We start from the raw sequence: 23868 nt of genomic DNA on the forward strand, positions 1-23868 counted from the left end.
TCGCGCTTTGCGAGGCTGCGGGGCATGGACATGGAACTGGCGGGCAAGCAGGCGGTCGTCACCGGGGCGAGCAAGGGGATCGGGCTGGCGATCGTCGAGGCGCTCGTCGCCGAGGGCGTGAGCGTGATCGCCGGTGCGCGCCACTTCGGGGCGCTGCCGGAGGGTGTGCACGCGGTGCCGGTCGACCTTTCCACCGCCGAGGGCGCGATCGAGCTGATCGCCGCCGCCGGCGAGGCCTTCGGCGGCGGGCTGGACGTGCTGGTCAACAACGTCGGCGCGGTCACGCCGCGCACGGGCGGGTTCCGCTCGGTCACCGACGACGAATGGCTCGCGACGCTGACCCTCGACTTCCTCTCCGCGGTCCGTGTCACCCGCGCCGCGCTGGACCTGCTGGAGGCGCGTGGCGGTGGCACGATCGTCTCGATCAACTCGGTCAACGCGACGCTGGCCGACCCGCTGGTGATCGACTACTGCACGGCCAAGGCCGCCGTCGCGAGTTTCAGCAAGTCGCTCGCCAAAGAGGTCGCGCCGCTGGGGATCCGCGTCAACACGGTCTCTCCCGGCCCGGTCGCCACGGACCTCTGGCTGGGCGGCGGGGGCGTCGCGGAGTCGGTGGCCAAGGCGGTCGGCGGTGACGCGTCCGACGTCGCCGCGGGCGCGGCCCGCCAGTCGCCCACGGGGCGCTTCACGCAGCCGGCCGAGGTCGCGGATCTCGTCGTCCTGCTGGCGAGCGGGCGCGCCGGAAACGTGACCGGCGCGGACATCGTCATCGACGGCGGACTGATTCCCACGCACTGATCCGGCGGCGGTATGTTCGGTGCAGATGCGACGCCGAACCGCCGAACGCGAACGCCAACCCGAACGCGAGGACGAGGCGCCCGCCACGGCCGTGGCGCCTCCGGCCGCCGTGATCACCCGCCTGCAGCAGACCGCGGGCAACCACGCCGTGGCCGCGTTCCTCACTCGCCAGCCGGCCGAGGCGACCGCCGGACCGGCGCCGGGCGAGCTGGACACCGAGCCCCACGAGGGCGGTGACGCCTCGGGCCTGCTCGCGCTGCTCGGTCCGCAGGAGGACTCGACCTTCGACGCCGTGCCGGAGCTCGCCGACCAGGCCGATCAGGCCGCGGCGCCGCAGCTCGAGGCCGACCCGGTCGCCGACTGGATGGCCAAGGCGCCCACGACCAACGCGGAGTACGCGCAGTGGATCGTCGACGGCGTCACCCACGGCTTCGTGCTGTGGACGGGCAAGGACTCCAAGGCGCAGATGGAGAAGCTCGCCGCGGGCGAGAAGGTCGGCTCGACCGACCCGTCCAAGGCCGAGATCCTCGGCGCGCTGAAGACCATCCGCGCGCTCGTCTCGGCCAAGGCCACCAAGTGGACGGGCGACAAGACCAAGGCGAAGGAGACGATCGGCGTCGGCAGCTTCATCCGCGGCGCCTCGCCGCACGACGGCCGCGCGATCGACATCAACAAGCTCGACTGGACCGGCACCAATGGGCCGGTGCAGGTCGAGGAGGCGCTGCGCGCGCTGCCCGCCGGGTCCTACGGGATCGGCCTCCCGTTCCAGGGCCAGTTCTTCCCCAAGGACGAGTGGCTCGACGAGCGCAAGAAGGCCGCGGTGGCGGCGGCGGGCGAAGGCGGGACGCCGGCGGCGATCACCGAGGCGTCGCTGCAGAAGTGGGTCGGGACGCGCTACACGGCGACGTACGCCGACGGCAAGTGGGTCGACGCGAAGACCAGCGGCCAGGCGATCGACCGCCTCAAGAGCGCGACGCTGAAGGCCGCGATCACCGAGCTCAACGGCAAGGGCTACAAGATCTACGTCTTCCCGGACAACGACAACCACATCCACATCCAGAACCCGTGATCAACGGCTGAGAGCACGGCCGAGCGCCGAGCCGACGAGCACCCCGAGGGCGATGGTGACGATGACCGCGATCGCGCCCGAGGCCGTCGCGAAGCCGTCGCCGGTCTCGGTGGCGAGCTGCGTCGTGCCGATCAGGCCGAGGCTGCCGGGGACGAGCAGCCAGAACGACGGGAGGAAGACGACGAGCGTGGGCGGCCCGCCGCGCCAGCGGATGACGGCCGCGCCGAGCGCCGCGGTCAACCCGCCCGCGAAGCCGCCGAACGGCGCACCATAGGCCTCCTGTCCAGCGGACTGCGCCAGGAACGTGAGCGCGAGCAGCGCGAGGATGTAGGGCAGGACCGCGCTCGGCGCGCTGAGGTTCAGGCACACCCCGACGCCGAGCAGCACGAGCCCCACCCACGCCGCCCAGTTGCCCAGCTCCTCGACGCGCACATTCGCCAGCTCCCCCGCCGGCACGCCGACGACCCGCGCCGCGGCCAACACCCCGGCGGAGAACAGCAACAGCTGCACGGTGCCGAAGACCAGCCGCGACGTGCCCGCCACCATCGCGCCCGCGGCGAGCTCGGACATGCCGGTGACGATCAGCGCGCCCGGCAGCAGCACCGCGAGCGGAGCGAGCAGGGTGCGCAGCGGCCCGTCGAGGAGGTCGGCGCGCGCGGCGAGGAAGATCGCGCAGCCGACGGTGAACGCCGCGACGACCGGGAGCAGCGTCAGCGCCAGCCGCGAGCGGGTCGCGACCTCGATCAGCACCGCGACGAGCACGCTGCAGAGCACCGCGGCGAGCAGGTTCTCCGGCGCCGGCTGGAGGATCAGCCCGATCCCCGCCGAGACCGGGATCAAGCCCGCCGCGGCCGCCCAGCGCGGCACCAGCGGCGCCGCGGCGAGGACGGCATCGAGACGCTCGATCGCGTCGTCGGGGTCGCAGCCGCCCGCGAGCACCGCGTCGACGATCCGTGAGACCCCCGAGGATTGATCGAACCGCAGCGGCGCCCCGACCGCGTGGAAGCCCGCGGCCTCATCCGGGCCCAGCGAGACGAACAGCCCGGTCGGCGTCGCGGCGCACTGCACGCCGGCCTCGCCGAGCGCCCGCCCCATGCGTCGCAGCTCGGACTCGACCTCGTCGACCGGCCGCCCGCTCGCGAGCCCGGCGGCGCCGAGCAGGAGCAGACAGCGCCGCACGTGGGCTTTCGGCATCGCGGCAGTCTCCCAATCGCGTCAAGTTCAGCGACGGCCGGCCGACCATTCGGGGCGATGATGAACGCGCTCGCACGCACCGTGAAGATGGTCTTCGCCGGCGTCTTCCTGGCCGCGGGGCTCGCCCTGGGCGGCGAGCTGGCCGCCGTCGGCGGCCTGATGGCCGCCGCCTGCTTCTTCGGCGCCGTCGTCTAGCGCGATCGCAGCGAGGCCAGGAAGGTCTCGACCAGCGTCCGCAGCGCCGGCTCCTCCGCACCGCCGCGGCCGAGCGCCTCGGTGCCGCGGTGCACCGCGAGGATGAGGTCGCCGACGGCGCGCGGATCGGTGGACGGGTCGAGGTCCCCCGCCCGCTGAGCGCCCTCGACCGCGCGCGCGAACACCGCGCTCAGGCCCTCGTAGGCGCATTTGGCCCGGGCGGCGACCTCCGGGTCCGCGTTGGCCAGCTCGGACGTCCCGCGCGCGAGCAGGCACCCGCGCGGGTTGCCGGCCGAGCCGCTCGCGTTGGCCAGCAGGTAGGCGCGGATACGCTCGAAGGCGCCCGCGTCGGACCCGTCGAGCTCGGCCTCCGCGCTCTTCACCGCGCCCGTCGAGTACTCGTCGAAGATCCGCATGAAGAGCGCGTGCTTGTCGCCGAACGCGCCGTAGAGGCTCGTCTTGCCCACGCCCGTGGCCTCGGAGAGGTCGGTCATCGAGGTGGCGGCATAGCCGGCGTCCCAGAAGCGCTCGCGGGCTGCGCGCACCACCGCTTCCTCGTCGAATTCGCGCGGGCGGGCCATGATCGACGGTTGAGGCTAGGCAGTTTCTCCGCCGTCGGCGACGAAGTTCGCGCCGGTGACGAACGAGGCCCGGTCGGAGACGAGGAACGTGACGAGCTCGGCGAGCTCGGACGGCAGCCCGATGCGGCCGAGTGGGTTGCCGGCGTTGATCGCCTCGACGGGGATGCCGAAGCGGTCGGCGAGGGCGTCGCGGACCTCGTTGCCACCTTGCGTGGTGACGTTGCCCGGCGTGACGGTGTTGACGCGGATCCCGGCCGGGCCGAGCTCCTTCGCCAGGCCGGCGCCGTAGGCGATCAGCGCGGCCTTGGCCGAGCCGTAGTGCAACAGCGGGCCGGGCTTGGCCAGCGCCGCCGTCGAGCTGAGGTTCACGACGGCGCCGCCGGTCCCGCGCTCGATCATCCCCGGCAGCAGCGCGGCGTTGATCCGCACGGCGGAGAGGAAGTTGAGGTCGAGCGCGTCGATCCACTCCGCATCCGGGATGGTCAGCGAGCCGTCGACGTAGGTGCGGGTCGCGGCGGCGTTGTTGATGATGATGTCGATGCCGCCCAGCGCCTCGACGGCGCTCGCGGCGATCTCGCGGGCGCCGGCCTCGGTGCTGACGTCGCCGTTGAAGAACGTCGCCTCGGCGGGTGCGGAATCAGGCGTGGTGCGGGCCGTGCTGACGACCTGCGCGCCGGCGTCGAGCAGGCGCTGGACGATCGCGGCGCCGATGCCGCGGCTGCCGCCGGTAACGAGGGCGCGCTTGCCCTCGAGGTCGCGCGGTGCGATGAGGGTCTGCGATGCAGAGGTGGTTGCCATGCGAACTACCGTAGCACTGTTTTGTTCTGGTCGGACAAGAATAGATATCAACCGGTAGCGTCCCGCCGCGTGAGCATCGCCTTGATCACCGGCGCGTCGCGCGGCATCGGCCGTGCGACCGCGCTCCGACTCGCCGCCGAAGGCCACACCGTCGCCGCCGGCTACGGCGCGAACCGTGAAGCCGCTGAAGGCCTGGCCGCCTCGCTCCCGGGGGCGATCGCCGTGGGCGGCGATCTGCGCGACCCGGCCACGCCTGCCCGTCTGGTCGACGCGGTCGAGGCCGGGCTCGGCCCGGTCGAGATCCTGATCGCCAACGCCGGCATGGGCAGCCCGCCGCGCCGGCTCGAAGAGATCCCGCTGGCCGAGTGGGACGACCTGCACGCGGTCAATCTGCGGGCCTCGTTCCTGCTCGCGCAGCGGGTGCTGCCGGGGATGATCGAGCGCGGCTTCGGCCGGATCGTCTTCGTGTCGTCGGTCGCCGCGTTCACCGGCGGCATCATCGGCGCCCACTACGCCTCCTCGAAGGCCGGATTGCACGCCCTGGCCCACAGCATCTCCCAGCAGGCGGCGGCGCACGGTGTGACCGCGAACGTCGTCGCGCCCGCCCTGATCGAGAGCGACATGCTGCCCGCCGGAAGCCGTGAGGCGCTGGCCGCAAAGCTGCCCGTCGGCCGGCTCGGGCGGGTCGAGGAGGTCGCGGACCTGATCGCCGCCGTCGTGGCCAACGGCTACCTCACCAACCAGTCGATCGTCCTGGACGGCGGCTGGCACCCGTCATGATGGTGTGACGCCTTTCGTAGCCCACGAGCTCTCGCTGCACGGGCAGTCGGTGACCTACAGGACGGCGGGCAGCGGCCCGGTCCTGTTGCTGCTGCATGGGATCACGAACTCCTCGGAGACCTGGGAGCCTGCCGTCGGCCCGCTCGCGGACCGCTTCCGGATCATCGCGCCCGACCTGCTCGGGCACGGCCATTCGGCCACGCCGCGCGGCGACTACTCGCTCGGCGCGCACGCCAGCGGCGTCCGTGATCTGCTGAGCGCTTTGGACGTCGACCGCGCGACCGTCGTCGGCCACTCGCTGGGCGGCGGGATCGCGATGCAGTTCGCCTACCAGTTCCCGGAGCGCTGCGAGCGGCTCGTGCTCGTCTCCAGCGGCGGGCTCGGCCGCGAGGTCCACCTGCTCCTGCGCGCCGCCGCTCTCCCGGGCGCGGACTGGGTCCTGCCGCTGCTGACCTCGCGCGGCGCGCGCGGGCTGGGCAACGGGATCAAGGCCACGCTCCGCCTCGGGCGCATCGCCCCGAGCGCGGACGTCGAGGTGCTCACGAGCGGGTTCGGGTCGCTGGACAATGCGGGCTCGCGGTCCGCGTTCCTGCACACGGTGCGCTCCGTGATCGACACCCACGGCCAGCGGGTGAGCGCCCAGGACCGGCTGCACCTCGCCGCGGTGCTCCCCACGCTGATCGTCTGGGGCGAGCAGGACTCGATCATCCCGGCCGATCACGGCCGCGCCGCCCACGACGCGATGCCCGGCAGCCGGCTCGAGCTCTTCCCCGGCGCCGGCCACATGCCCCACCACCAGGACCCCGAGCGCTTCGCCGCCGTGCTGGCCGACTTCTGCTCGACCACCGAGGCGGCCACCCTCACCGCCGACCACTGGCGGCCGTGAGCAGGCATCATTCGAATGACGACGATGGATCCAGGACCGTTCATCCAGACCCTGTCAGGGCGCCGGATCAACCCGCTCGACGCGGCGCCGGAGGACATCGATCCCGGGGATATCGCGGGCGCGCTGGCGAACCTGTGCCGGTTCGGCGGGCACAGCCGCGGGTTCTACTCGGTCGCGCAGCACTCGCTGATCGTCTGTGACCTGCTCGACCAACAGGGCGCGACGCCGGACGAGCTGATGGCCGCGCTGCTGCACGACGCGGCGGAGGCCTATCTGGGCGATCTGCCGCACCCGATCAAGCACCGCAGCGACCTGGGCGCGGTGTTCCGGGTGGCCGAGAAGCAGCTCGAGGCGGTGATCGAGGCGCGGTTCGCGCTGCCCGACGCCTCGGCCCGGATCAAGCCGCTGGACCGCGCGCTGCTGGCCACCGAGCGGCGGATCTTCAGCACGGTCAGCTGGGAATGGCCCGAGCTCGACGGCGTCGAGCCGCTCGAGCTGGAGATCGAGCCGTGGCTGCCCGACCGGGCGCGTGAGGCCTTCACGCGCCGGTTCGAGCAGCTCGAAGCGCTGCGCTGAGCGTCAGTCGCGGCGGATGGCGTCCTTGAGCTTGTCGCTCGCGTCGCCGACCTTGTCCTTCACCGTGCCGGTGGCGCGGTCGACCTTGCCCTCGCGCTTGAGGTCCTTGTCGCCGGTGAGGTCGCCGGCGGCTTCCTTCGTGCGGCCCTTGAGCTCGTCTGCCGTTCCATCGCCCATGTTGATTCTCCCTTTCGAGTGTGTTCCGGGCCTACCCGAACAGGGCCGCTTTCAAGGGTTCCCGCCATTGCCGGGTGGTCAGATCGAAGGCACCGAAGTCGGTCGCGAAGTCCCAGTAGGCCCAACTGAGGCCGAGCCGTTCGGCCTCGGAACGCACCGTCTTCGTCCAGGCGGCGCGATCGGCCATCGGGGCCGTCTCGAGCGTCCCGAACTCGCCGAGGAACAGCGGCCGGGGGTGCGCCCAGGCCACCGCGGCTTCGAGTTCCTCGCGGACACGCGCGCGTGCGGGTTCACTCCCCCAGCCCGTCCCGACCCATCCATCGGCGCCCGCAATCCAGCTCGCACCCTGGTGGGTGAAGCGAAACGGCGAGTAGTAGTGCACCGTGACGATCAGGTCCTCGTCGGGCGGGAGCACCAGCGCGGGTAGCGCACCGACCGTGTTCCAGCGTCCTGGCCCGACGATCACCGGCCGACGCGGCACGACTTCGAGCACCCGCGGCAGCAGCGCGTTCCACCACTCCGCGTCCACCGGCTCGTTGAGGAGCTCGAAGGTCACGCCCTCGAACCGCAAGCCCAGCTCACGCCAGAGCGCGACCAGGGCAGCTCCATCCCCGGCGAAGTGGTGAACGTCGAGCACGACCTCGAACCCGCGGCGCAACGCCGCCTCGACCGTGCGCTCGACCTGCGCGCGGTCGGCGACCTCCCAGCGCACCGGCAGCCGCACCAGGTCGAACCCCGCTTCGCCGACGATGTCGAGGTGCTCCTCGTGAACAACGCCGGAGAGGTTGATGCCCTTCATCCTCTGATGATGCATCTCACGGCCGTCGAGGCGAGGATCTCCGAGGACACGCCGCGCGACCTGCGCGGCGTGCGGGAGCTCAAGCAGCGTCTCGCGCGCGTGTATGGCGTCGAGCCGGTGACGGTCAGCGGGCGCCAGGGCCCGTTCGAGCGCACGCACTGGCGCGATGACCTCGCCGCGTCGGAGGCCGTCCTGCGCCAGGCGGGCGAGCTCATGGCAACCGCCGGCGAGCGCGCGATCACGCTCGCCTCGGACTGCGCGCTCGCGCTCGGCACGCTCCCGCGCACGACGGCCACGATCCTGTGGCTCGACGCCCACGCCGACTACGACACACCCACCACGCAGACCTACGACTTCCTCGGGTGCATGAGCCTCGCTGGCGCCTGCGGTGCCTGGCCGAGCCCGCTCGGGAGCATCGATCCCGGCCGCGTCGTCCACGTCGGCGCCCGGTCGCAACCCGGAGACTTCGACCACGCCGGCCAGGAGCAGGGCCGCAGAGAACTGCGCGCGATGCTGCCCGCGGACACGCCGACCCCCCAGATCCTCGAAGCGGTGGGCGATGGCCCAGTCTACGTGCACTTCGACCCGGACGTCCTGGACCCGACGGTCAACCCGATCCCCTACGGGCGGCCGGGCGGGATGTCCCTTGAAGGCGCGCTCGCGATCGCGCGCGCCATCGACCCCATCGGGCTAGAGGTCTGCGCCTTCCACTCCGCCGACGACGCTCCCACCCGCGGGCGCGTGGCCGACCTGCTGGTCGACCTCGTGACGGCCTTCCTTCCGCCCGCGCCGGCGTAGGAGCAGGAGCCCGCCGCCCGCCAGCACCAGCACCACCACCGCTGCGCCGAGGATCTTCGGCAGCGGCGACGCGAAGCTGGCGCCGTGCAACTCGGCGAGGCGCTTGACCGCCACGTCGGCGGCCGCGGCGTAGTCCTGCCGCGACTTCTCGACGGTCGGGAGTGATCGCAGCAGCTTCTCGTCGGCGCCGGCCGGCGCTCCCGCCTCGCACGGGTCGGTGTAGCCGCCCGCGCGCTTCTTGCCCACGCAGTGGTAGATCCCGTAGCCGTTGGGCATCACGATCAGCACCCAGTCGGCGTTGAACTGCGCGAGCTCCTGGGCGAGGAACTTCGCGTAGATCTGCGGCTTGCGGTTGAGCAGGCCGACGGAGCCCATGTCGAACTCGTCGGCGATCATCGCCACGCGGACGGAGTAGCCCTTCCCCTTCGCGGACGCGATCGTCTTCTCCAGCGCCGACGCGGAGGCCTTCGGAACCTTGGCCTGGTACGGGTAGAAGACCCGCTCCTTGATCAGGATGTCGCTGGCGGGGTCGCCGTCGGCGCGCGCCAAGGCCGGCGCCCAGAGGACACCGACCACCAACAAGAGGAAGAGCGCGGCCGCGCGCCGGCCGTAGCTCACCCCAGCGAGTCTGTGCGCAGCGACCGCTCCCAAGTGAAGGCTCCGTTCTTCACCTTCAGGATGACGCGGTTGTCGTAGAGCAGCGTGTGATCGTGGGCGAAGCGCACGACGCCCAGCGAGTTGACGAAGTTGGCGTCCAGCGTGGTGATCTGCTTGACGACCTTCGGCCCGGCGGTGGACTTGGCCTTCTGGATCGCGTGCGCGAGGACGCGGACGGAGTCGTAGGCCTGCTGGGCGTCGAAGCCCGGCTCGCGCTGGTAACGGGCCTTGAAGCTCGCGCCCCAGCGCTCGGCCATCGGGGTGTTGGCCGCGGTCGAGGTCGCCAGCACGTAGGCGCCGTCACCGGCCGCCCCGGCGGCGGTGAGGAAGTCCGGGGACTCCGACGCCGCGGTTGCGGTGAACGTGCCCTTGAAGCCGGCGGCGCGCAGCGCCTTGACCAGCTCGCCGCCCGGGCGGGCGGCGCCGGTCCAGAGGATGAAGTTCGCTTTAGAGGCGACCGCCGCGGCGGCGATCGTCTTCATGTCCTGCCCGCCCGGCTCGACGGTCTGCAGCGAGACGAGCTTGGGCGTCCCCTCGATGAGCGCGACCGCCTCGCGCGCGAGTGCCTTGGACTCGGCCGAATCGTCCTGGACGACGGCGAGGCGCTGGGCCTCCTTGTAGTTCATCCAGTACGTCGAGGACAGCCCCTGCTGATAGACGCTGCCGTTCATCGTGAACGTGGACTGCAGGTCCGCGGAGACCAGGCCGTTCTGCGTGGCGGAGGTCACCAGGAACGGGATGCCGGTCGAGTCGACGACGCCGATCTCGCGGTCCGCGGCGGCGTCGCACATGCCACCGACCACGCCGGCGGTCTGGTTCGCGCCATCGGAAAGGAACGTCTTGGCGGCCTCGTAAGCGACCTGCGGGTCGCAGGCGTCGTCGACCGCGTCGAGTTCGACCTTCTTGCCGAGCACCCCGCCCTTGGCGTTGAGCTCGTCGACGGCCAGCTGCGCGCCGTCCATGAGGTCCTTCGCGCGCACGCCGAGCTCGCCCTGGTGCTCCGTGGGAGCGAGGACGCCGAAGGAGAGCGTGCCCTTCAGCTCCGGCTTGTCCGCCTGCTTCTTGCCGCCGCAGCCGCCGACGGCCAGACCCGCCGTCAGCACCAGCGCCGCGATGGCGCCTTTCCGTACCACGTTGCACCTTCTCCTTACTGCCTTCACAAAGAAACGCGGGCCGCTCCGTTTCGGAGCGGCCCGCGCGCACGTCAGACGTCTACGGCGTCGTGGTCGACAGGGTAAACGTCAGGGTCTTGTTGTACGCACCCGTGCGGAGCGCGTCGTTGGCCGAGACGTGCTGGCCGAACGTGATCGTCGCCGCGTCGTTGCTCGTCGGGCCGCTGTAGGTCAGCAGCTTCGTCGGAGCGGCGGAGCCGCCGACATCCGCGAGCGCGCTTCCGACGCCGGCCGCGCTGGTGGCCTTGGCCTGCAGCAGCGACGGCAGCGAGAACGTGCCGTTGAGCAGGTGACCGGTCGCCGTCGCCGACGGGTCGGCCACGCTGAGCGCGGCGTCACCGGCGGTCGAGATGACGTTGGCCGTCGTGTTGGCCGTGTAGTCCTTCGCGATGCCCGGCGTGAACGCGCCGAACGTGGCCGGCGTGCCCATCGTCAGGGCGAGCGTGGCCGGAACGGCGCCACCGGCGCCACCGGTCTGGACGTCCGCGACCTTCGGCGGCGTCTGCGACTTGTCGCAGGAGTTCCAGCAGACGAGCGGCTGCACGACGCCCTTGATCGGGTCCGTGTAGCGGAGCACGTCGATGCCGCGGGTGTAGTCGGCGACGTAGATGAAGCCGTTGTGCCAGTAGGCGGCCGACGTGTTGTTGGCCAGCTGCGCCGGGGTGCTCCCCGAAGCCGCGATGGCCGGCACGCGGAAGTAGCCCGCCTGCTTGATGTCGGTCGGGTCGGACACGTCGAGGACGCGCGTGCCCTGGCCGTAGAAGCCGATCGCGACCATGTCGCCGACGACCGAGAACCAGTGTGCCGAGCAGCCCGCGCTCGGGTTCGCGCCCGGCTGGCCCGTCGGCGTGTAGTCGTCGAGCTTCTCGAGGAAGTAGCGCTTGGTCGGATCCGTGGCGCTCCACTGCGGGTCCCAGGCCTTGCCGCCGTAGCTGCCGGCGAGGCTGGTGGTGACGAAGCGGCCCGCGCCGCCGCCGCTGGTCGACGTGCAGCTGACCGTGTTCTCCTGCGTGACGTACTGCAGGTCGGTCTTGTTGATCGTGCGCCCGCCGGCCGTCGTGACCGTCTTCGGGGACGTGTCCGAAGGCGCCTGCGTGCGGTGGTAGGAGTTGTGCTCGAGGCTGAACTGCGCGTACTGCGCGTCGGACTCCAGCGAGACGACGCCGCCGCCCGCGTACGGGATCGGGTCGGTCGCGGTCGCCCAGCGATCCGTGTTCGACACGACGTCGTGATGGAAGCCGTTGGTGTAGTAGCCGCGCACGCCGCCGAAGCCGGAGGTCCAGGCGAGGCCGTCCTGATCGACGTCGACGGAGTGGGTGTACGCCGTCGTGTTGTTGTTGCGCTTGGTGTCCACCGGGTTGGCGTACACGTACGGGTGGTTCGGGTCACGGACGTCGGTGACGAACGTCGGGACGCCGGTCCACTCCGGGTGCAGCACGCCCGCGGCGTCCTGCGGCTGGCCGTTGACGTGCGAGCCGTTGTTGGCCGGGCCGACGCTCCAGAGGTAGCGGCAGTCGTTGATGCACGTGGCGGTGTGGCCCGCGGGGACCCAGGTGTAGCTGATGACCTGCGGGTGCCACGGGTCCTTGACGTCCACGATGTAGAGGCCGGTGCGGCCGTTCGGGTGGCCGCTTGAGCCGAAGGAGCGCGGGTCGCGGGCCAGGAAGGCCAGCTTGCGGCGAGAGTCGACGGTGGGGTTCTCACCCTCGTAGAAGCGGGCCTGCGTGTCGGCCGGGCCGTGCGAGTCGGCCGGCTGGACCAACGACGTGGCGGAGACGCCGCCGACGAACAGCGGCTTGTCCGGGCTCTTGAGCGACCAGATCGACAGGCCGCCGGTGCCGTCACCGAGCAGGAAGTCGTAGCCGAGGTTCTCGAAGTGCATGAACGTCGCGCCGGCGTAGTTGCCGTTCGCGGCGGTCGGGTTGGTCGCCGAGTTGGAGAGACCGCGCGAGTTCGAGACCCACTGCATGTTGTCGCTCTTGACCGCGCCCTCGGCGGTCTGATGCGCGTCGGTCGGCAGCGTCGGGTTCACCGGCTCGGTGGCGATGCCGCCGTTGACGCCCGCCAGCGAAGCGGACTCCTTGTCGGCGTTCGCGGTCGCCGTCGCGCACTTGGCCGCGTCGGCGGCGGCGGTCGCCTGCTTGGCGACGTTGCCCGGATCCGCGGCCGCGGCGGCGGCGGAGGCCGTCGCGGCGTCGCACGCCAGCTTCTTCAGGTCATTCGCGCGATTGACCGTGGCCTGCGACGTCGCCGCCTGCGTCTCGGGCGCGTCGCCCGGCCCTTCCGGTGCTGTCTGCGCGAGCGCCGACCCAGCGCCCACGGTTCCCAGCAGGATCGCTGCAGACAGCAGCGATCCCACAACCCTACGACCCTCCATGCAATTCCCCCTCGTACGACCCAAGAACTGTCATCTGAGCCTAATGGGAGGCTTAAGCGCGGTCAATGAAGCGCCGTGTTGAGGAGGCTCAACGCGACGATTGCCGCAATCACGCCTACACAAAGGGCGAGCAAAGCAAGCAGGAGTCGCGTCCGGACGCTCATCCGTTTGCCATGTCGAGGAGGGTCACGGTGAATGGCGCGCCGTCGGGCGGCTCGACGTCGAACGTCAGGCCCCAATGGCCGACCATCACGAGCGCCGGAGCTTCCCGGCCGTAGGTGCCCGGCGCGGTCTCCTCGAGCTTGTAGGACTGCGTCCCCATCTCCATGTCGAGCATGGCGAACCCGGTCGTGATCGTCGCGCCCTCGACCGGCCGGCCGCCCTTGGTCAGGCGCACCTGGAAGCGGTTGGGCACGGCGGCGCGGTTGGGCGTGACGTCCAGCGCGAGCTGGTAGCCGGAGCGCGTGACCGTCTCCTTGACGGCGCCGGGCCCGACCTTCGCCGCGGGCTTGCCGAGGTCGGCGACGGCTTTGGCCGGAGGGGCGAGGCTCGTGAGCACGGCGGCGGCGAACACGGCGCCGGCGACGACGATCACCTCTCCCCCGACCAGCCGGCGCAGCAACTGCGCGGCGGGAGCCTGACGGGCGAGCAGCCGCGGGCGGGTGCGCAGGAGGTTGACGGCGGCGAGCAGCAGCGCCACGCACAGCAGCCCGATCTTGATCAGCAGCGCCTGGCCGTAGCCGGTCTGCCACAGCGAGGAGAGCGTCGGGAGCTGCAGGATCGCGGCGACGGTGCCGGTCGCGATCAGCGCGAGGACGGACCCGAACGCGACGTTGGAGAAGCGCGGGACGACGACGCGGAGCCCGTCGAGGCGCCTCGGCATCGCCCACCAGAGGACCAGGAGCCCGATCAGGCCGCCGATCCAGACGGCGCCGGCGCTGAGGTGGATGACGTCGAGCGCGACCGCGAGACCGCGCGGCGAGGTCTGGCTCGGGTGGCCGGACACGCCGGGGATCAGCAGCACGGCGCCCGCCGCGAGCAGCGCCCCGGTCGTGGCGAGGATCTCGGCCACCGAGCGTCTCGCGCGGTCAGGGCGATCGACCGCGACGGCGATTCCCGCAGCGACGCCGAACAGCGCCAGGCAGAGCTCGAGGCGCAGGTAGCCGCGCCCGAACGCGCTGACGTCCAGCAGCGGCGCCAGCGCGCTGAAGTCGGTCGCCTTGCGCAGCGAGAACTGGGCCGTCGAGAAGAGCAGGTACACCGGAGCGGCGACGAGCGCGGCGACGACGGCGACGCCGCACGCGACCGCCACGGCCTTCAGACCTTGCCGGGCCGGGCGGGCGATCAGCATCCGCATGACGAACAGGCCGATCGCGGCCATCGCGGCGAGGATCGTGATCCAGCGCGCGGCGACCAGGCGCGGTGTGGCCGCCGTTTCGGAGATCGAGGGCACGACGAACTGCGGCGCCGGGCCGGCGTTCGGGCCCACCGCGAACGTGAACGCGCCGCGGACGGGATGCCCGTCGACCGAGATCACGCGCCAGTAGACGAGGTACCAGCCCTCTTGGAGGTCCTTGAGCGGGATCGTCACCGTGGTCGGGTCGCCGGCCTTGCGGCGCGGGTTGCCGTTCGTGACCGGGTTGCCGTCGGCGTCGCTGATCGAGACCGCGGCGAAACGCGGCTCGATCGGCTCGCTGAAGGTCAGCGCGACCTCCTTGGGCGCGGGCGTGACGATGCCCGCCGCCGACGGGACGGTCCGCACGAGCGCGGCGTGGGCGAACGCGCTCGTCGCGGGCAGCGCGAGGAGCAGGACCAGCGTGGCGGCGACGACGCGCCGGATCACGCCAGCTCTCTCCCCTCGCCCGCCTTGAGCAGCAGCGCGATCGCGGCCGCGACCAGCGCCAGCGTGGCGATCACGAAGGCGATCGTCGCCAGCGTCGAGCTCCCGCCCCCGCCCAGCGAGGTCTTGGCCTCGATCTTGGGGGCGGGCGTGTCGCTGCCGGTCGCGCCGGTCCAGTCGACGACGGTGCCGTCGGAGTAAGTCTGGCGGACCTTGAAGACGTAGTCCTTGGCGGCGCCGACGTCGCCGACGAACTGCAGCAGCGCCGCCTCCCCGGTCGGCACCGTCCCGCCGGACCAGGTCACCTTGCGGATCTCGACCTCTTCGCCCTCGCCGCTCTGGTCGGTCTTGCGCGTCCAGCCGGGCGCGGCCGCGAAGGAGTCGATCCCGAAGCCGGCCGGGGGCGTGAGCTCGATCTGGACCGTCGTCGCGCCCTCCTTCTCGGTCGGCACGGCGAGCGTGAAGACCTGGCTCGTGCGGGCGAGGACGGTCGACGGCGAGATGATGGCGTGCGCGGAGGCGCTGTCGGTGAACGCGAGCGCGGCGACGACCGGCAGAAGCGCCAGCCAGCGCCCGCGCGCGAGCGGGCGGTTCAAGTTCGTTGGTCCTTTCGGGAATACGGGTCGTTCGTGGGTTACGCCACGACGACCGGCGGCCCGCGGGCGCCGTGCGGCCGGCTTGGAGCGCGGCCAGGTGATGCGGTGTACGCGAAGGTCGGCACGGCGCGGCGCTTCGGCGCCGGGCGGCGGTCGCGGCGCAGGGCGGCGATCGTCCGCCGCATCCAGGCGATCACGTGATCCAGTGCCGCGCCGAGCGCGGTCGCGATGACCGCGAGCGAGGCGAGGATCGGCAGCGCGTCGCGGTGCACCGGGCCGAGCAGGCAGCTCAGGCCATGGAGGCCGAGACCGGCGCGGGCGTGCAGGTAGGACTCGAGCACCGTGAAGACCAGCGCGCTCGCGGTGAAGTGCGTCGCGGCCTTGCGCGGAAGCGTGGTGAGGCGCAGGCGCGGCGCCCGCGCTCGCGGCTCGAGCAGGCGGCGCTCATTGACGCCGAGGGCGGCGAGCCAGAGGACGGCGGCGGCGATCGCGAGGGCGAGCGCGCCGCTGATCAGCGCGATCAGCGGCAGCTCCGGTCCCCCCGTCGCGTGGGCGAGCGGGTCGTCGACGAGCGCGTACGCCAGCGCGCGGCCCGTCAGCACGATCAGCGCGACGGCGGCCGCGGTTCGCATCTTCAGGTCACGGTGAGCGTGAACGGCGCCGTCAGCACCTTGCCGCCCACCTTGGTCTGGATGAACAGGCGCCACGTGCCCGCGACGGGCAGCAGCACGCCGATCTCGAGGTCGCCGGGCGTGGCCGAGGTGCCGGTCACCGACGCGCCGCCGAGCTGGCTCGTGCACCCGGTCGCGCCGGGGGCGCAGACATGGGTGTGGAAGTAGTCGAGCGAGTCGGCGCGGAAGAAGATCGCGTGCGCCAGCGCCCCGTAGTAGGGCGTGAACGTGGCCGGCTTGCCGGCCGGATCGGTCACGGTGACCTTCAGAAGCGTGGCCTGGACGGCCTTCAGCTGCGGCGATCCTTCCATCTTGAACGTGTAGCCGCCGACCTTCTGGGTGGCCTGGAACGGGGGCAGCGGCGCTGTCTTGGCGGCGCCGGCGACGTCCATGAAGCGGAAGAGCTGGAAGTTCTTCAGCGACCCGGTGGCCTTCGGGTAGGCGTCGACGACGACCCGGTAGCGGCCGGGCTCCTTGAAGGTCACCTTGTCGTCGATCGTCCCGTCGGGGTTGACGGGCGGATGGCGGTGGATGATCGTCGAGAGGTCGTCGCGGACGAACAGCAGGTGCACGCCGGTGTGCGGGCCGCTGCCGGTCGCGTAGTCGGTCAGCGCCTTTCCGCTCGGCTGCTTGATCTCGAACGACACGTCCGCCGGAGCGCCCGCCTTCGGCGCCTGACCGGGCTGGAAATCCGCGAGCGCGAACTGCTTCGCGGGCTCGGCCTGCGGCAGCCGGACGGCGCCGCCGTCGTCGCCGCTTGAACCGCAGCCGCCGACGGCCAGCACGACGCCGACGACCGCCACCGCGGCAAGCCGCTTCGACCAAGACCCCATCGCTAGCAACAATAGCCTCGTGTCGCGCGCCCGGACAATCGCCGCTCTCTTCGCGCTGGCCCTCTGTACAGGGTGCGGCCAGACCCCTGTCGCGCCCGAGCCCGGCCTCGACCCGGCCGTCGCCGCCCGCGAGGGTCTGCTCCCCACGTCGATCGGCCGCGGGCCGGAGTTCGTGCCGGCGGCGGGTGCGGTCGGACCGTGCTCGGCGGGCGCCGTCCAGGGCCGCTACCGCGCGCACCTCGAGCTCTTCGGCCGCCGCCACGCGGTTGTGATCCCCGCCGGGATCGGGCTCCGCCCGCCGCTCGCCCGCGAGCAGCACCGGATCGTCGATGCCTCGTGTCGCGGGGTGGCCCGCACGCTCGAACCCACGGGCGTGATCGACTTCGACCGCACCGGCCTGACCCTCGGCGATCTCTTCGCCGTCTGGGGCGAACCGCTGTCCTCGCGGCGGATGGCCGGGTTCGCGGGACCGGTCAGCGCGTTCGTCGCGGGCCGGCGGGTGAGCGGGGACCCCGCGTCGATCCCGCTGCGCGACGGGGCCCAGATCGTCCTGCAAGTGGGCGGGTACATCCCGCCCCACCGGCAGTTCCGCTTCCCACCGCGCGGCTAGAGCGCCGCGGCCTCCTCGCGCAGCGCGGTGATCGTCGCGGCGGCCGACGGGGAACGGTCGGCGCGGGTGACGGCGACGGCGACGCGGCGGATCGGGATCGGCTCGTCGACGGCGACGAGGGCGACGCCGGGGCCGACGGTGGTCGCGTGCATGCCCGGGACGACGGCGATGCCGAAGCCGTTGGCGACGAGTGCGAGGCGAGCGGGCCAGTCGCGGACGGAGTGGGCGATGCGGGGCGATTTCAGGCCCGGCCAGGCCCCGAAGGGCGAGTCGCCCGCGCCGGAGTCGCCCACGATCCAGGGCTCCGTCGCGAGCTCGCCGACGTCGACCGTGCCTCGCTGGGCGAAGCGGTGGGTCTCGGCGACCGCGAGCAGCAGGCCGCCCTCGTAGACGACATCGGCGCTGAGGTCCTGCACGGTGTCGAGGGCGTCCGGGTCGAGGGCGACGACCGCCAGCTCGAGGCGGCCGGCGCGGACGCGGCGCAGGTGGGTCGGCGTCGTGCCCTCACGCAGGGTCACGGTGATCGCCGGGTGGGCGGCGCGCAGGCGGGCGAGGGCGCGCGGGACGAGCACCGCCAGCGCGGTCGGATAGGCGCCGAGCGCGAGCCGGCCCTCCAGGCGGTCGCGGAGGCCGCCGAGCTCCAGGCGGGCGGTGTCGACGCGCTCGAGCACCGGCCCGGCGTGACGCAGCAGCACGGTCCCGGCGAGCGTCGGCCGCACGCCGCGGGCGTGGCGCTCGAACAGCGGCGCGCCCGCCGCGGCCTCCATCGCCGCGACCTGGCGCGAGATCGCCGACTGGGTGTAGCCGAGCACATCGGCGGCCGCGGTGAACGAGCCGCGGGCGGCGACCTCCTGCACGACGCGCAGGCCGGTGAGCGTCAAGTCATGCGTGTTGCGCATGGTAGACGTGCGAGACCGTCGCTTGTGGAATCGCTCGGCGAGCCTACCGTGACCTGGCATGACGAAGACCTGGTTCATCACCGGCGCCTCCCGCGGCTTCGGCCGCGAGTGGACCGAGGCCGCGCTGGAGCGGGGCGACCGCGTCGCCGCGACGGCCCGGAACACCGACACGCTCGGCGACCTCGTCGACACCTACGGCGACGCCGTCCTCCCGCTCACCCTGGACGTCACCGACCGCGCCGCGGCCTTTGCCGCCGTCGAACGCGCCGCGACGTATTTCGGGCGCCTCGACGTCGTGGTCAACAATGCCGGCTACGGCCATTTCGGGATGGTCGAGGAGCTCACCGAGGACGAGATCCGCGCGTCGCTGGAGACCAACTTCTTCGGTGCCCTCTGGGTCACGCAGGCGGCATTGCCGATCCTGCGCGCCCAGGGCGCCGGCCACATCGTGCAGGTCTCAAGCGTCGGCGGCGTGACCGCCTACCCGTCGATCGGCGCCTATCACGCGGCCAAGTGGGCGCTGGAGGGCCTCACCCAGTCGCTGATCGGCGAGGTCGAGCCGCTCGGCATCCACGTCACGATCGTCGAGCCGGGAGGGTTCTCGACCGACTGGGCCGGGCCGTCGGCCTCACGCAGCGCCGAGCTGGCGGACTACGCGCCCGTCCGTAACGGATTCGCGGATGACTGGGCCGACGCCCCTGGCGACCCGACCGCCACCCGCGGCGCGATCCTGAAGGTCGTCGACGCGGCGCGCCCGCCCCAGCGCATCTTCTTCGGCCGGTCCGCGCTCGCGACGGTCACCAAGGACTATCTGCAGCGGCTGCTGACCTGGAACGAATGGCAGCCCGTGTCGGTGGAGGCCTACGGCGCGCCGTTGGAGACCATCACGCCGCGCCGCGCGGGCGGCCGCGACAGCGCGACCTGATCGCGTCGGTCGCGCCAGTAGCTGAGCGCGGCTGAGCAGACGGTCGCGACCGGCACGGCCAGGAACGCGCCCGAGATTCCCGCCAAGGTCCCGCCGAGCGCCACGGCGAGCAGCACGACGATCGGGTGCAGGCGCAGCCGCGGGCCCACCACCACCGGGTAGAGGACGTTGCCCTCGATCTGCTGGACGAGGACGATCGCGGCCAGCACGATCAGGGCCGATGTCGGGCCGTTGGCGACGAGCGCGACGAGCACGGCCGCGGCGCCCGCGGTGACCGCGCCGACGATCGGGAAGAACGCCGCCAGCCAGGTCAGCACGATCAAGGGCAGCGCCAGCGGGACGCCGACGAGCAGCAGCGCGGCGCCGATCAGCACCGCGTCGACGGTGGCCACGAAGACGACGCCGCGGGTGTAGGCGGTGAGGACGGTCCAGGCTCGCTCCCCCACCTCATCGACCGAGTCGCGCCGTGACTCCGGCAGCAGGTCGACCACGTACCGCCAGAGGCGGCGGCCGTCCTTTACGAGGAAGAAGGACAGGAACGCGATCAGGACGAGGCTCGCGAGCGCGCCGGCGGCCGATGTGACGCCGGCCATCGCGGTCCCGCCGAGGCGGTCGCGGACGCGCGTGACGGCGTTGTCGATCGTCCGGTCGACCTCGCGGTGGCTCATCCCGGCGACGCGGTCGCCGACCTCATAGGCGACCCGGTGCGCTCCCTCCTGGACGCTCGTCCCGAGCTCGGTGAGCCGGGAGATGAACGGCGGCAGGATGAGCGTGAGCAGCAGCGCGAGCACCACGACGGCGAGCCCGACCGCGGCGATCGCCGCCAGCGCCGGCCGGACGCCGCGGCGCTCGAGCGCCGCGGCCGCCGGGCGCAGCAGCGTCGTCAGCAGGATCGCGATCACGAACGGCAGGAAGACCGCCATCAGCCGCCCGAGCGCCCACCCGGAGACGAGGACGAGCGCGATGATCCCGAGCAACGCCCAGGCGGTCGTGCCGGCCCGGGTGAGGGTGCCGCTGGAAGGGGCCATGCCGCGGGTCTTCCCCGCTCACGGTCGCTTCACGCGTGCGCCGTCACCGTCCCTTGACGAGGGCTCGGCGGTCGCGGCGCGGAACCACTCCAGGAACGCGGGGTCCTTGCCCAGCGTGGCCGCGTCGAGCTCGACGAAGCGGATCAGGAGCTCGCGGTCGGGCGCCCACGAGAGCACCTGCTCGAGCAGCTCGAGATCGCCGCCGCGACGGTGCCAGACCCAGTACGGCGCGTCGTGGAGCGCCAACGTGTCCGCGATCCGCTTCGGACAGCCGTGGCGCTCCGCGAAGCGCTTGGCGAGCTGCGCGTGGTCCGTGTCGGGGGAGTACGGCAGGCCCTCGCGCGCGTTGACCTTGAACGTGTCGTGCAGGAGGGTCAGCAGGCGCAGGTCGCGGCGGAGCGGGTCGTCGGGCGCGATCTCGTCGAGCATCTGCGCCACGTGCCGCCCGACGGCGCCTTCGGGATGGCCGTGCCTGGGGCTCCCCCACGCCCATCCGCGCTGGAGCTCAGGGTCCTCGAGGAGCCGGTGCTCCAGGTCGGATTCAGGCACGAACCATTCGATCACCGCACCGATTTTGACGCGCGCAGCGTGATCTTGGCCACGACGTCGGAGTCGTTGCTGTCGCCGACGGTCTTGTTCGAGACCACGCGGCCGGTCGCGCCGAGGTACTTGCCGGCGCCGCCGATCACCACCGCGGGATCGCCGTGGAAGACGAGCAGCGAGCCGCCCAAGGCCACGTGGGACGTGCAGTCGGGCTCCGGCGAGGCGGCGGTGAACAGGCAGACGACGTGCTCGGAGGCCGTGGCCTTCTTCGCGTGGCGCTTGTGGTCGCCGGCGAAGTCGGAGGCATAGATGTCGAGCCGGTCGCCGGCGACGGGCGGCGTCGACAGGTCCGTGACGACCGTCCCGTCGGCGTGGGTGTGCGTGATCTGGTCGGTCTTGGAGAAGAAGCGCAGCGTCTCGGTCTTGCCCGCGGCGGAGGCGGAAGCGGCCGGGATGAGTGCGAGGGCGGCAGCGGCGGCGACGGTGCGAAGGGTGTGATTTAGCATGCTGCGGACGCTACGTTTGGCTCTGGCCCGCCGCATCTGGGCCAGCACCGGTTTTCTGACGGCCGCCTTTGAGGGCTAGCCCTTAAGGACGCGCAGGTAGGCGAGGACGGCGAGGACGCGACGGTGATCGTCGTCGTTCATCGGCAGGCCGAGCTTCATCAGGATCGTGCGGACGTGGGACTCGACCGTCTTCTCGGTCAGCCACAGGCGTTTGGCGATGCCCGCGTTGGTGCGCCCCTCGGCCATCAGCCCGAGGACCTCGCGCTCGCGCGGCGAGAGCTCGTTCAAGGCGCTCACCGGCCGCGGCGCGCCGATCAGCGTCGCGACGACCTGCGGGTCCAGGGCGGAGCCGCCGTCGGCGACGCGGCGCGCGGCGTCGAGGAAGTCGTCGACGTCGAGCACGCGGTCCTTGAGCAGGTAGCCGAAGCCGCCGCCGGCGGTCACGAGCTCGACGATGTGGCGGGTCTCGACGTGCTGGGAGAGCACGAGCACGGCGGTCTCGGGGTGCGTGGTGCGGATCGTCGCGGCCGCGCGCGTGCCCTCGTCGTCGTAGCCGGGCGGCATGCGGACGTCGACGACCGCGAGCTCCGGCTCGTGCTCGGCGACGAGCGCGAGCAGCGTCTCGGCGTCGCCCGCCTTGCCCACGACCTCGTGGCCGGCGTCCTCGAGCAGCCCGGCAAGCCCCTCGCGCAGCAGCACGGTGTCCTCCGCGATCACGATCCGCACGGCAGCTCCACGGCGATCCGCGTACCCGAGCCGGGCGGGCTCTCGATCGCGAGCGTGCCGCCCTGGGCCGCGACGCGATCGCGCATGCCGGGCAGTGCCACCGCGCCGCCGACGCCGTCGTCGGCGATCGTCATCCGCAGCACGTCGTTCTCGCGGGCGGTCTCGACGACCACGCGCGACGGCGACGCGTGCTTGACCGCGTTGGTGAGCGCCTCGCACGCGACGAAGTACGCCGTCGCTTCGATCTCCGGCGGTGCGCGGTCTTCGGTCGCGGCGACCTCGACCGGGATCGCCGCCCCGCGGGCGAGGTCCGCGAGCGCGGCGGCGAGGCCCTCGTCGAGCCGTGGCGGGCGGACGCCGGCCGCGATCGTGCGCAGATCGGCGATCGAGGCCGCGACCTCGTCGACGGCGGCGTCCAGCGCCGGGACGAGCATCTGCGCCTCGCGCGGGAGCGAGCGCTGCAGGCGCCGGAGCACGATGCCGAGCGTCACGAGCCGCTGCTGCGCGCCGTCGTGCAGGTCGCGCTCCAGCCGCCGCCGCTCCTCGTAGCCGGCCTGGGCGATCCGCGCCCGCGAGGACTCGACCTCGGCCAACTGCAGGCGCAGCTCGACCCGCAGGCGGGCCAGTTCGACCGGCACCGCCGCGACGTCGAGGACGCTGCGCAGGAGGTCGGGCGCGGCGGGGGCGTGGAGCAGGACGCCGAGGTCGCGCCCGATGACCGACCGCTCGCGGCCGTCTTCCGGCAGCTCGACGATCCGGCCGTGGCGGTCGGCGTAGGCGGCGGTCTCGGGCAGCCCGAACAGCAGCGTCGCGCCGGGGTCGCCGAGCGCGAGCGCCAGCACCGCGCCCACGTCCTCCGGCTCCGCGTGCCCGTCGCGCACCTCGTCGAGGAAGTCGCGCACCAGCCGCACGGCCTCGAAGCGCCGGCGGGCGAAGCGGCGGTCGACCAGCGTCTGCAGCCGGTCGCGCAGCGGCAGGAAGGCCAGCGCCGCCGCGACGGTCGCCAGCGAGGCGGTCAGCTTCGAGCCGCCGATCAGCAACCCAGCGAGCAGGAGCGCGAGGGCGTACGTGGCGACCAGCAGCGCGGTCAGCGCCACGTAGACGAGCGTGCGGTTGACGAGCCGGTCGATCGAGTAGAGCCCGTGGCGGGTGATGGCGATCAGGACCGCGATCGCCGGCCACGCCTGCAGGATCGTGAGCGTGACGGCGTCGGTCGCGTCGCTCGAGAACCCGATCACCCCCAGCAGCGACGTTCCTCCGAGCCAGGTCGGGATCAGCAGCGCGCCGTAGGCGAGCCACAGCACCTGGCGGCGCAGAAGGTCGTCGCCCGCCTTGTAGCGCGCCCGCATCGCCGCCGCGCCCGCGAACAGGGACAGCAGCAGCCCGGCCCAGAAGACCCAGAAGATCGGGATCGCCCAGTCGCCGATCCGCAGCGGCAGCGGGCTGGGCAGGTCGCCGCCGTCGACGTAGTGCGTCTCGGCGAAGATCAACAGGAAGACGATGCCCGCGCCGTCGAACGCCGCCGCCCACGCCACCGGCCGCCACCGCCGCGACGGCAACGCCCCGTCCGGGAACACGAACGCGAGCGCCAGCGGCCAGAGGAAGATCACCGGCCACGGCGCCGCGACCGTCGCCGCCCACCGCCCCAGCGTCGTGTCCCCCTCGTGCTCGGCGACCGCGCTGGCGATCATCACCACCGCCACCGACAGCGACCCAAGCAGCAAGATCCACGCGACCGGGTTCCCGGGCCTGCGCAGCGCGACGAACAGCCCCACCACCGCCGGCGTGAGGATCCCGGCCACCAGGAACGGAACGAAGACCCAGGACACGCCAC

At 72.4% G+C, this 23868-nt stretch carries 27 protein-coding genes; 9 read left to right on the top strand and 18 right to left on the bottom strand.

All coding sequences use genetic code 11. The features are described from left to right. Positions 1-24: 24 nt before the first annotated feature. Complete coding sequence (locus tag OM076_RS14825; RefSeq protein ID WP_270040777.1) at positions 25-798, top strand: SDR family oxidoreductase; 774 nt, start codon at positions 25-27, stop codon at positions 796-798. Between the two features lie 25 nt (positions 799-823). After that, positions 824-1867, top strand: a complete 1044-nt coding sequence (locus OM076_RS14830) for a hypothetical protein (RefSeq protein ID WP_270040778.1) — start codon at positions 824-826, stop codon at positions 1865-1867. Here OM076_RS14830 and OM076_RS14835 read toward each other — a convergent pair whose 3' ends face one another. Then, positions 1868-3061: a threonine/serine exporter family protein gene (locus OM076_RS14835; protein WP_270040779.1), complete on the bottom strand. Its 1194-nt coding sequence runs from the start codon at positions 3059-3061 to the stop codon at positions 1868-1870. Positions 3062-3118: 57 nt separating this feature from the next. On the opposite strand from OM076_RS14835, the gene OM076_RS14840 reads away from it, so the two are divergent. Further along, positions 3119-3256, top strand: coding sequence for a hypothetical protein (locus tag OM076_RS14840; protein WP_270040780.1), 138 nt, complete (start codon positions 3119-3121; stop codon positions 3254-3256). Here OM076_RS14840 and OM076_RS14845 read toward each other — a convergent pair. Both OM076_RS14845 and OM076_RS14850 read right to left on the bottom strand, forming a co-directional pair. After that, positions 3253-3837, bottom strand: coding sequence for a TetR/AcrR family transcriptional regulator (locus OM076_RS14845; RefSeq protein ID WP_270040781.1), 585 nt, complete (start codon positions 3835-3837; stop codon positions 3253-3255). The genes OM076_RS14840 and OM076_RS14845 overlap by 4 nt on opposite strands. Positions 3838-3852: 15 nt before the next feature. Continuing rightward, complete coding sequence (locus OM076_RS14850; protein WP_270040782.1) at positions 3853-4635, bottom strand: oxidoreductase; 783 nt, start codon at positions 4633-4635, stop codon at positions 3853-3855. Positions 4636-4704: 69 nt separating this feature from the next. Between OM076_RS14850 and OM076_RS14855 the strand changes: the two genes are divergently transcribed. The 3 genes from OM076_RS14855 to OM076_RS14865 are packed head-to-tail and all read left to right on the top strand — an operon-like array spanning position 4705 to position 6877. Beyond that, positions 4705-5415 carry an SDR family NAD(P)-dependent oxidoreductase gene (locus OM076_RS14855; RefSeq protein WP_270040783.1) on the top strand — a complete coding sequence of 237 codons (711 nt, stop codon included), beginning with the start codon at positions 4705-4707 and terminating at the stop codon, positions 5413-5415. A 4-nt stretch (positions 5416-5419) separates the two neighbouring features. After that, positions 5420-6301 carry an alpha/beta fold hydrolase gene (locus OM076_RS14860; protein ID WP_270040784.1) on the top strand — a complete coding sequence of 294 codons (882 nt, stop codon included), beginning with the start codon at positions 5420-5422 and terminating at the stop codon, positions 6299-6301. A 24-nt stretch (positions 6302-6325) separates the two neighbouring features. After that, the gene (locus OM076_RS14865) at positions 6326-6877 is read left to right on the top strand and encodes a hypothetical protein (RefSeq protein ID WP_270040785.1); all 552 of its coding nucleotides are present in this window, start codon (positions 6326-6328) and stop codon (positions 6875-6877) included. 3 nt (positions 6878-6880) lie between these two features. On the opposite strand, the gene OM076_RS14870 is transcribed toward OM076_RS14865, so the two are convergent. Continuing rightward, on the bottom strand, positions 6881-7054 hold the full coding sequence (locus OM076_RS14870) for a CsbD family protein (RefSeq protein WP_270040786.1): 174 nt from the start codon (positions 7052-7054) through the stop codon (positions 6881-6883). A gap of 31 nt (positions 7055-7085) precedes the next feature. Beyond that, on the bottom strand, positions 7086-7853 hold the full coding sequence (locus tag OM076_RS14875; RefSeq protein ID WP_270040787.1) for a glycoside hydrolase family 5 protein: 768 nt from the start codon (positions 7851-7853) through the stop codon (positions 7086-7088). A 6-nt stretch (positions 7854-7859) separates the two neighbouring features. Between OM076_RS14875 and OM076_RS14880 the strand changes: the two genes are divergently transcribed. After that, positions 7860-8651: an arginase family protein gene (locus OM076_RS14880; protein ID WP_270040788.1), complete on the top strand. Its 792-nt coding sequence runs from the start codon at positions 7860-7862 to the stop codon at positions 8649-8651. Here the strand turns inward: OM076_RS14880 and OM076_RS14885 are convergent. From OM076_RS14885 to OM076_RS14915, 7 genes are all read right to left on the bottom strand, one after another. Beyond that, the gene (locus OM076_RS14885; protein WP_270040789.1) at positions 8544-9269 is read right to left on the bottom strand and encodes a hypothetical protein; all 726 of its coding nucleotides are present in this window, start codon (positions 9267-9269) and stop codon (positions 8544-8546) included. The genes OM076_RS14880 and OM076_RS14885 overlap by 108 nt on opposite strands. Next, positions 9266-10441, bottom strand: coding sequence for a branched-chain amino acid ABC transporter substrate-binding protein (locus OM076_RS14890; protein ID WP_270040790.1), 1176 nt, complete (start codon positions 10439-10441; stop codon positions 9266-9268). Before OM076_RS14890 ends, OM076_RS14885 begins: the two co-directional genes overlap by 4 nt. Positions 10442-10520: 79 nt before the next feature. Next, entirely contained in the window at positions 10521-12839 is a 2319-nt protein-coding gene (locus tag OM076_RS14895) for an LVIVD repeat-containing protein (RefSeq protein WP_270040791.1), read from the bottom strand. 178 nt (positions 12840-13017) lie between these two features. Next, entirely contained in the window at positions 13018-14700 is a 1683-nt protein-coding gene (locus tag OM076_RS14900) for a copper resistance CopC/CopD family protein (RefSeq protein ID WP_270040792.1), read from the bottom strand. Then, complete coding sequence (locus OM076_RS14905; protein ID WP_270040793.1) at positions 14697-15293, bottom strand: DUF1775 domain-containing protein; 597 nt, start codon at positions 15291-15293, stop codon at positions 14697-14699. Before OM076_RS14905 ends, OM076_RS14900 begins: the two co-directional genes overlap by 4 nt. Positions 15294-15331: 38 nt before the next feature. Further along, positions 15332-15925, bottom strand: coding sequence for a hypothetical protein (locus OM076_RS14910; protein ID WP_270040794.1), 594 nt, complete (start codon positions 15923-15925; stop codon positions 15332-15334). A 2-nt stretch (positions 15926-15927) separates the two neighbouring features. Continuing rightward, positions 15928-16797, bottom strand: a complete 870-nt coding sequence (locus OM076_RS14915) for a DUF8832 domain-containing protein (RefSeq protein WP_270040795.1) — start codon at positions 16795-16797, stop codon at positions 15928-15930. A 19-nt stretch (positions 16798-16816) separates the two neighbouring features. On the opposite strand from OM076_RS14915, the gene OM076_RS14920 reads away from it, so the two are divergent. Next, positions 16817-17407, top strand: coding sequence for a hypothetical protein (locus OM076_RS14920; protein ID WP_270040796.1), 591 nt, complete (start codon positions 16817-16819; stop codon positions 17405-17407). Here OM076_RS14920 and OM076_RS14925 read toward each other — a convergent pair. Next, positions 17404-18306 carry a LysR family transcriptional regulator gene (locus OM076_RS14925; protein WP_270040797.1) on the bottom strand — a complete coding sequence of 301 codons (903 nt, stop codon included), beginning with the start codon at positions 18304-18306 and terminating at the stop codon, positions 17404-17406. The two genes, OM076_RS14920 and OM076_RS14925, sit on opposite strands and share 4 nt — an antisense overlap. 58 nt (positions 18307-18364) lie before the next feature. Here OM076_RS14925 and OM076_RS14930 point away from each other — a divergent pair, with 58 nt between their 5' ends. Further along, positions 18365-19231, top strand: coding sequence for an SDR family NAD(P)-dependent oxidoreductase (locus tag OM076_RS14930; protein ID WP_270040798.1), 867 nt, complete (start codon positions 18365-18367; stop codon positions 19229-19231). On the opposite strand, the gene OM076_RS14935 is transcribed toward OM076_RS14930, so the two are convergent. From OM076_RS14935 to OM076_RS14955, 5 genes are all read right to left on the bottom strand, one after another. Then, positions 19168-20259, bottom strand: a complete 1092-nt coding sequence (locus OM076_RS14935; protein ID WP_270040799.1) for an AI-2E family transporter — start codon at positions 20257-20259, stop codon at positions 19168-19170. The genes OM076_RS14930 and OM076_RS14935 overlap by 64 nt on opposite strands. Positions 20260-20277: 18 nt before the next feature. Continuing rightward, entirely contained in the window at positions 20278-20823 is a 546-nt protein-coding gene (locus tag OM076_RS14940; RefSeq protein WP_270040800.1) for a hypothetical protein, read from the bottom strand. Next, complete coding sequence (locus tag OM076_RS14945) at positions 20820-21308, bottom strand: hypothetical protein (protein ID WP_270040801.1); 489 nt, start codon at positions 21306-21308, stop codon at positions 20820-20822. Before OM076_RS14945 ends, OM076_RS14940 begins: the two co-directional genes overlap by 4 nt. A gap of 75 nt (positions 21309-21383) precedes the next feature. Next, positions 21384-22034, bottom strand: coding sequence for a response regulator transcription factor (locus OM076_RS14950; RefSeq protein ID WP_270040802.1), 651 nt, complete (start codon positions 22032-22034; stop codon positions 21384-21386). Beyond that, positions 22022-23863: a sensor histidine kinase gene (locus tag OM076_RS14955; RefSeq protein WP_270040803.1), complete on the bottom strand. Its 1842-nt coding sequence runs from the start codon at positions 23861-23863 to the stop codon at positions 22022-22024. Before OM076_RS14955 ends, OM076_RS14950 begins: the two co-directional genes overlap by 13 nt. Between the last annotated feature and the right edge of the window lie 5 nt (positions 23864-23868).

It is taken from the genome of Solirubrobacter ginsenosidimutans (genome assembly GCF_027587205.1).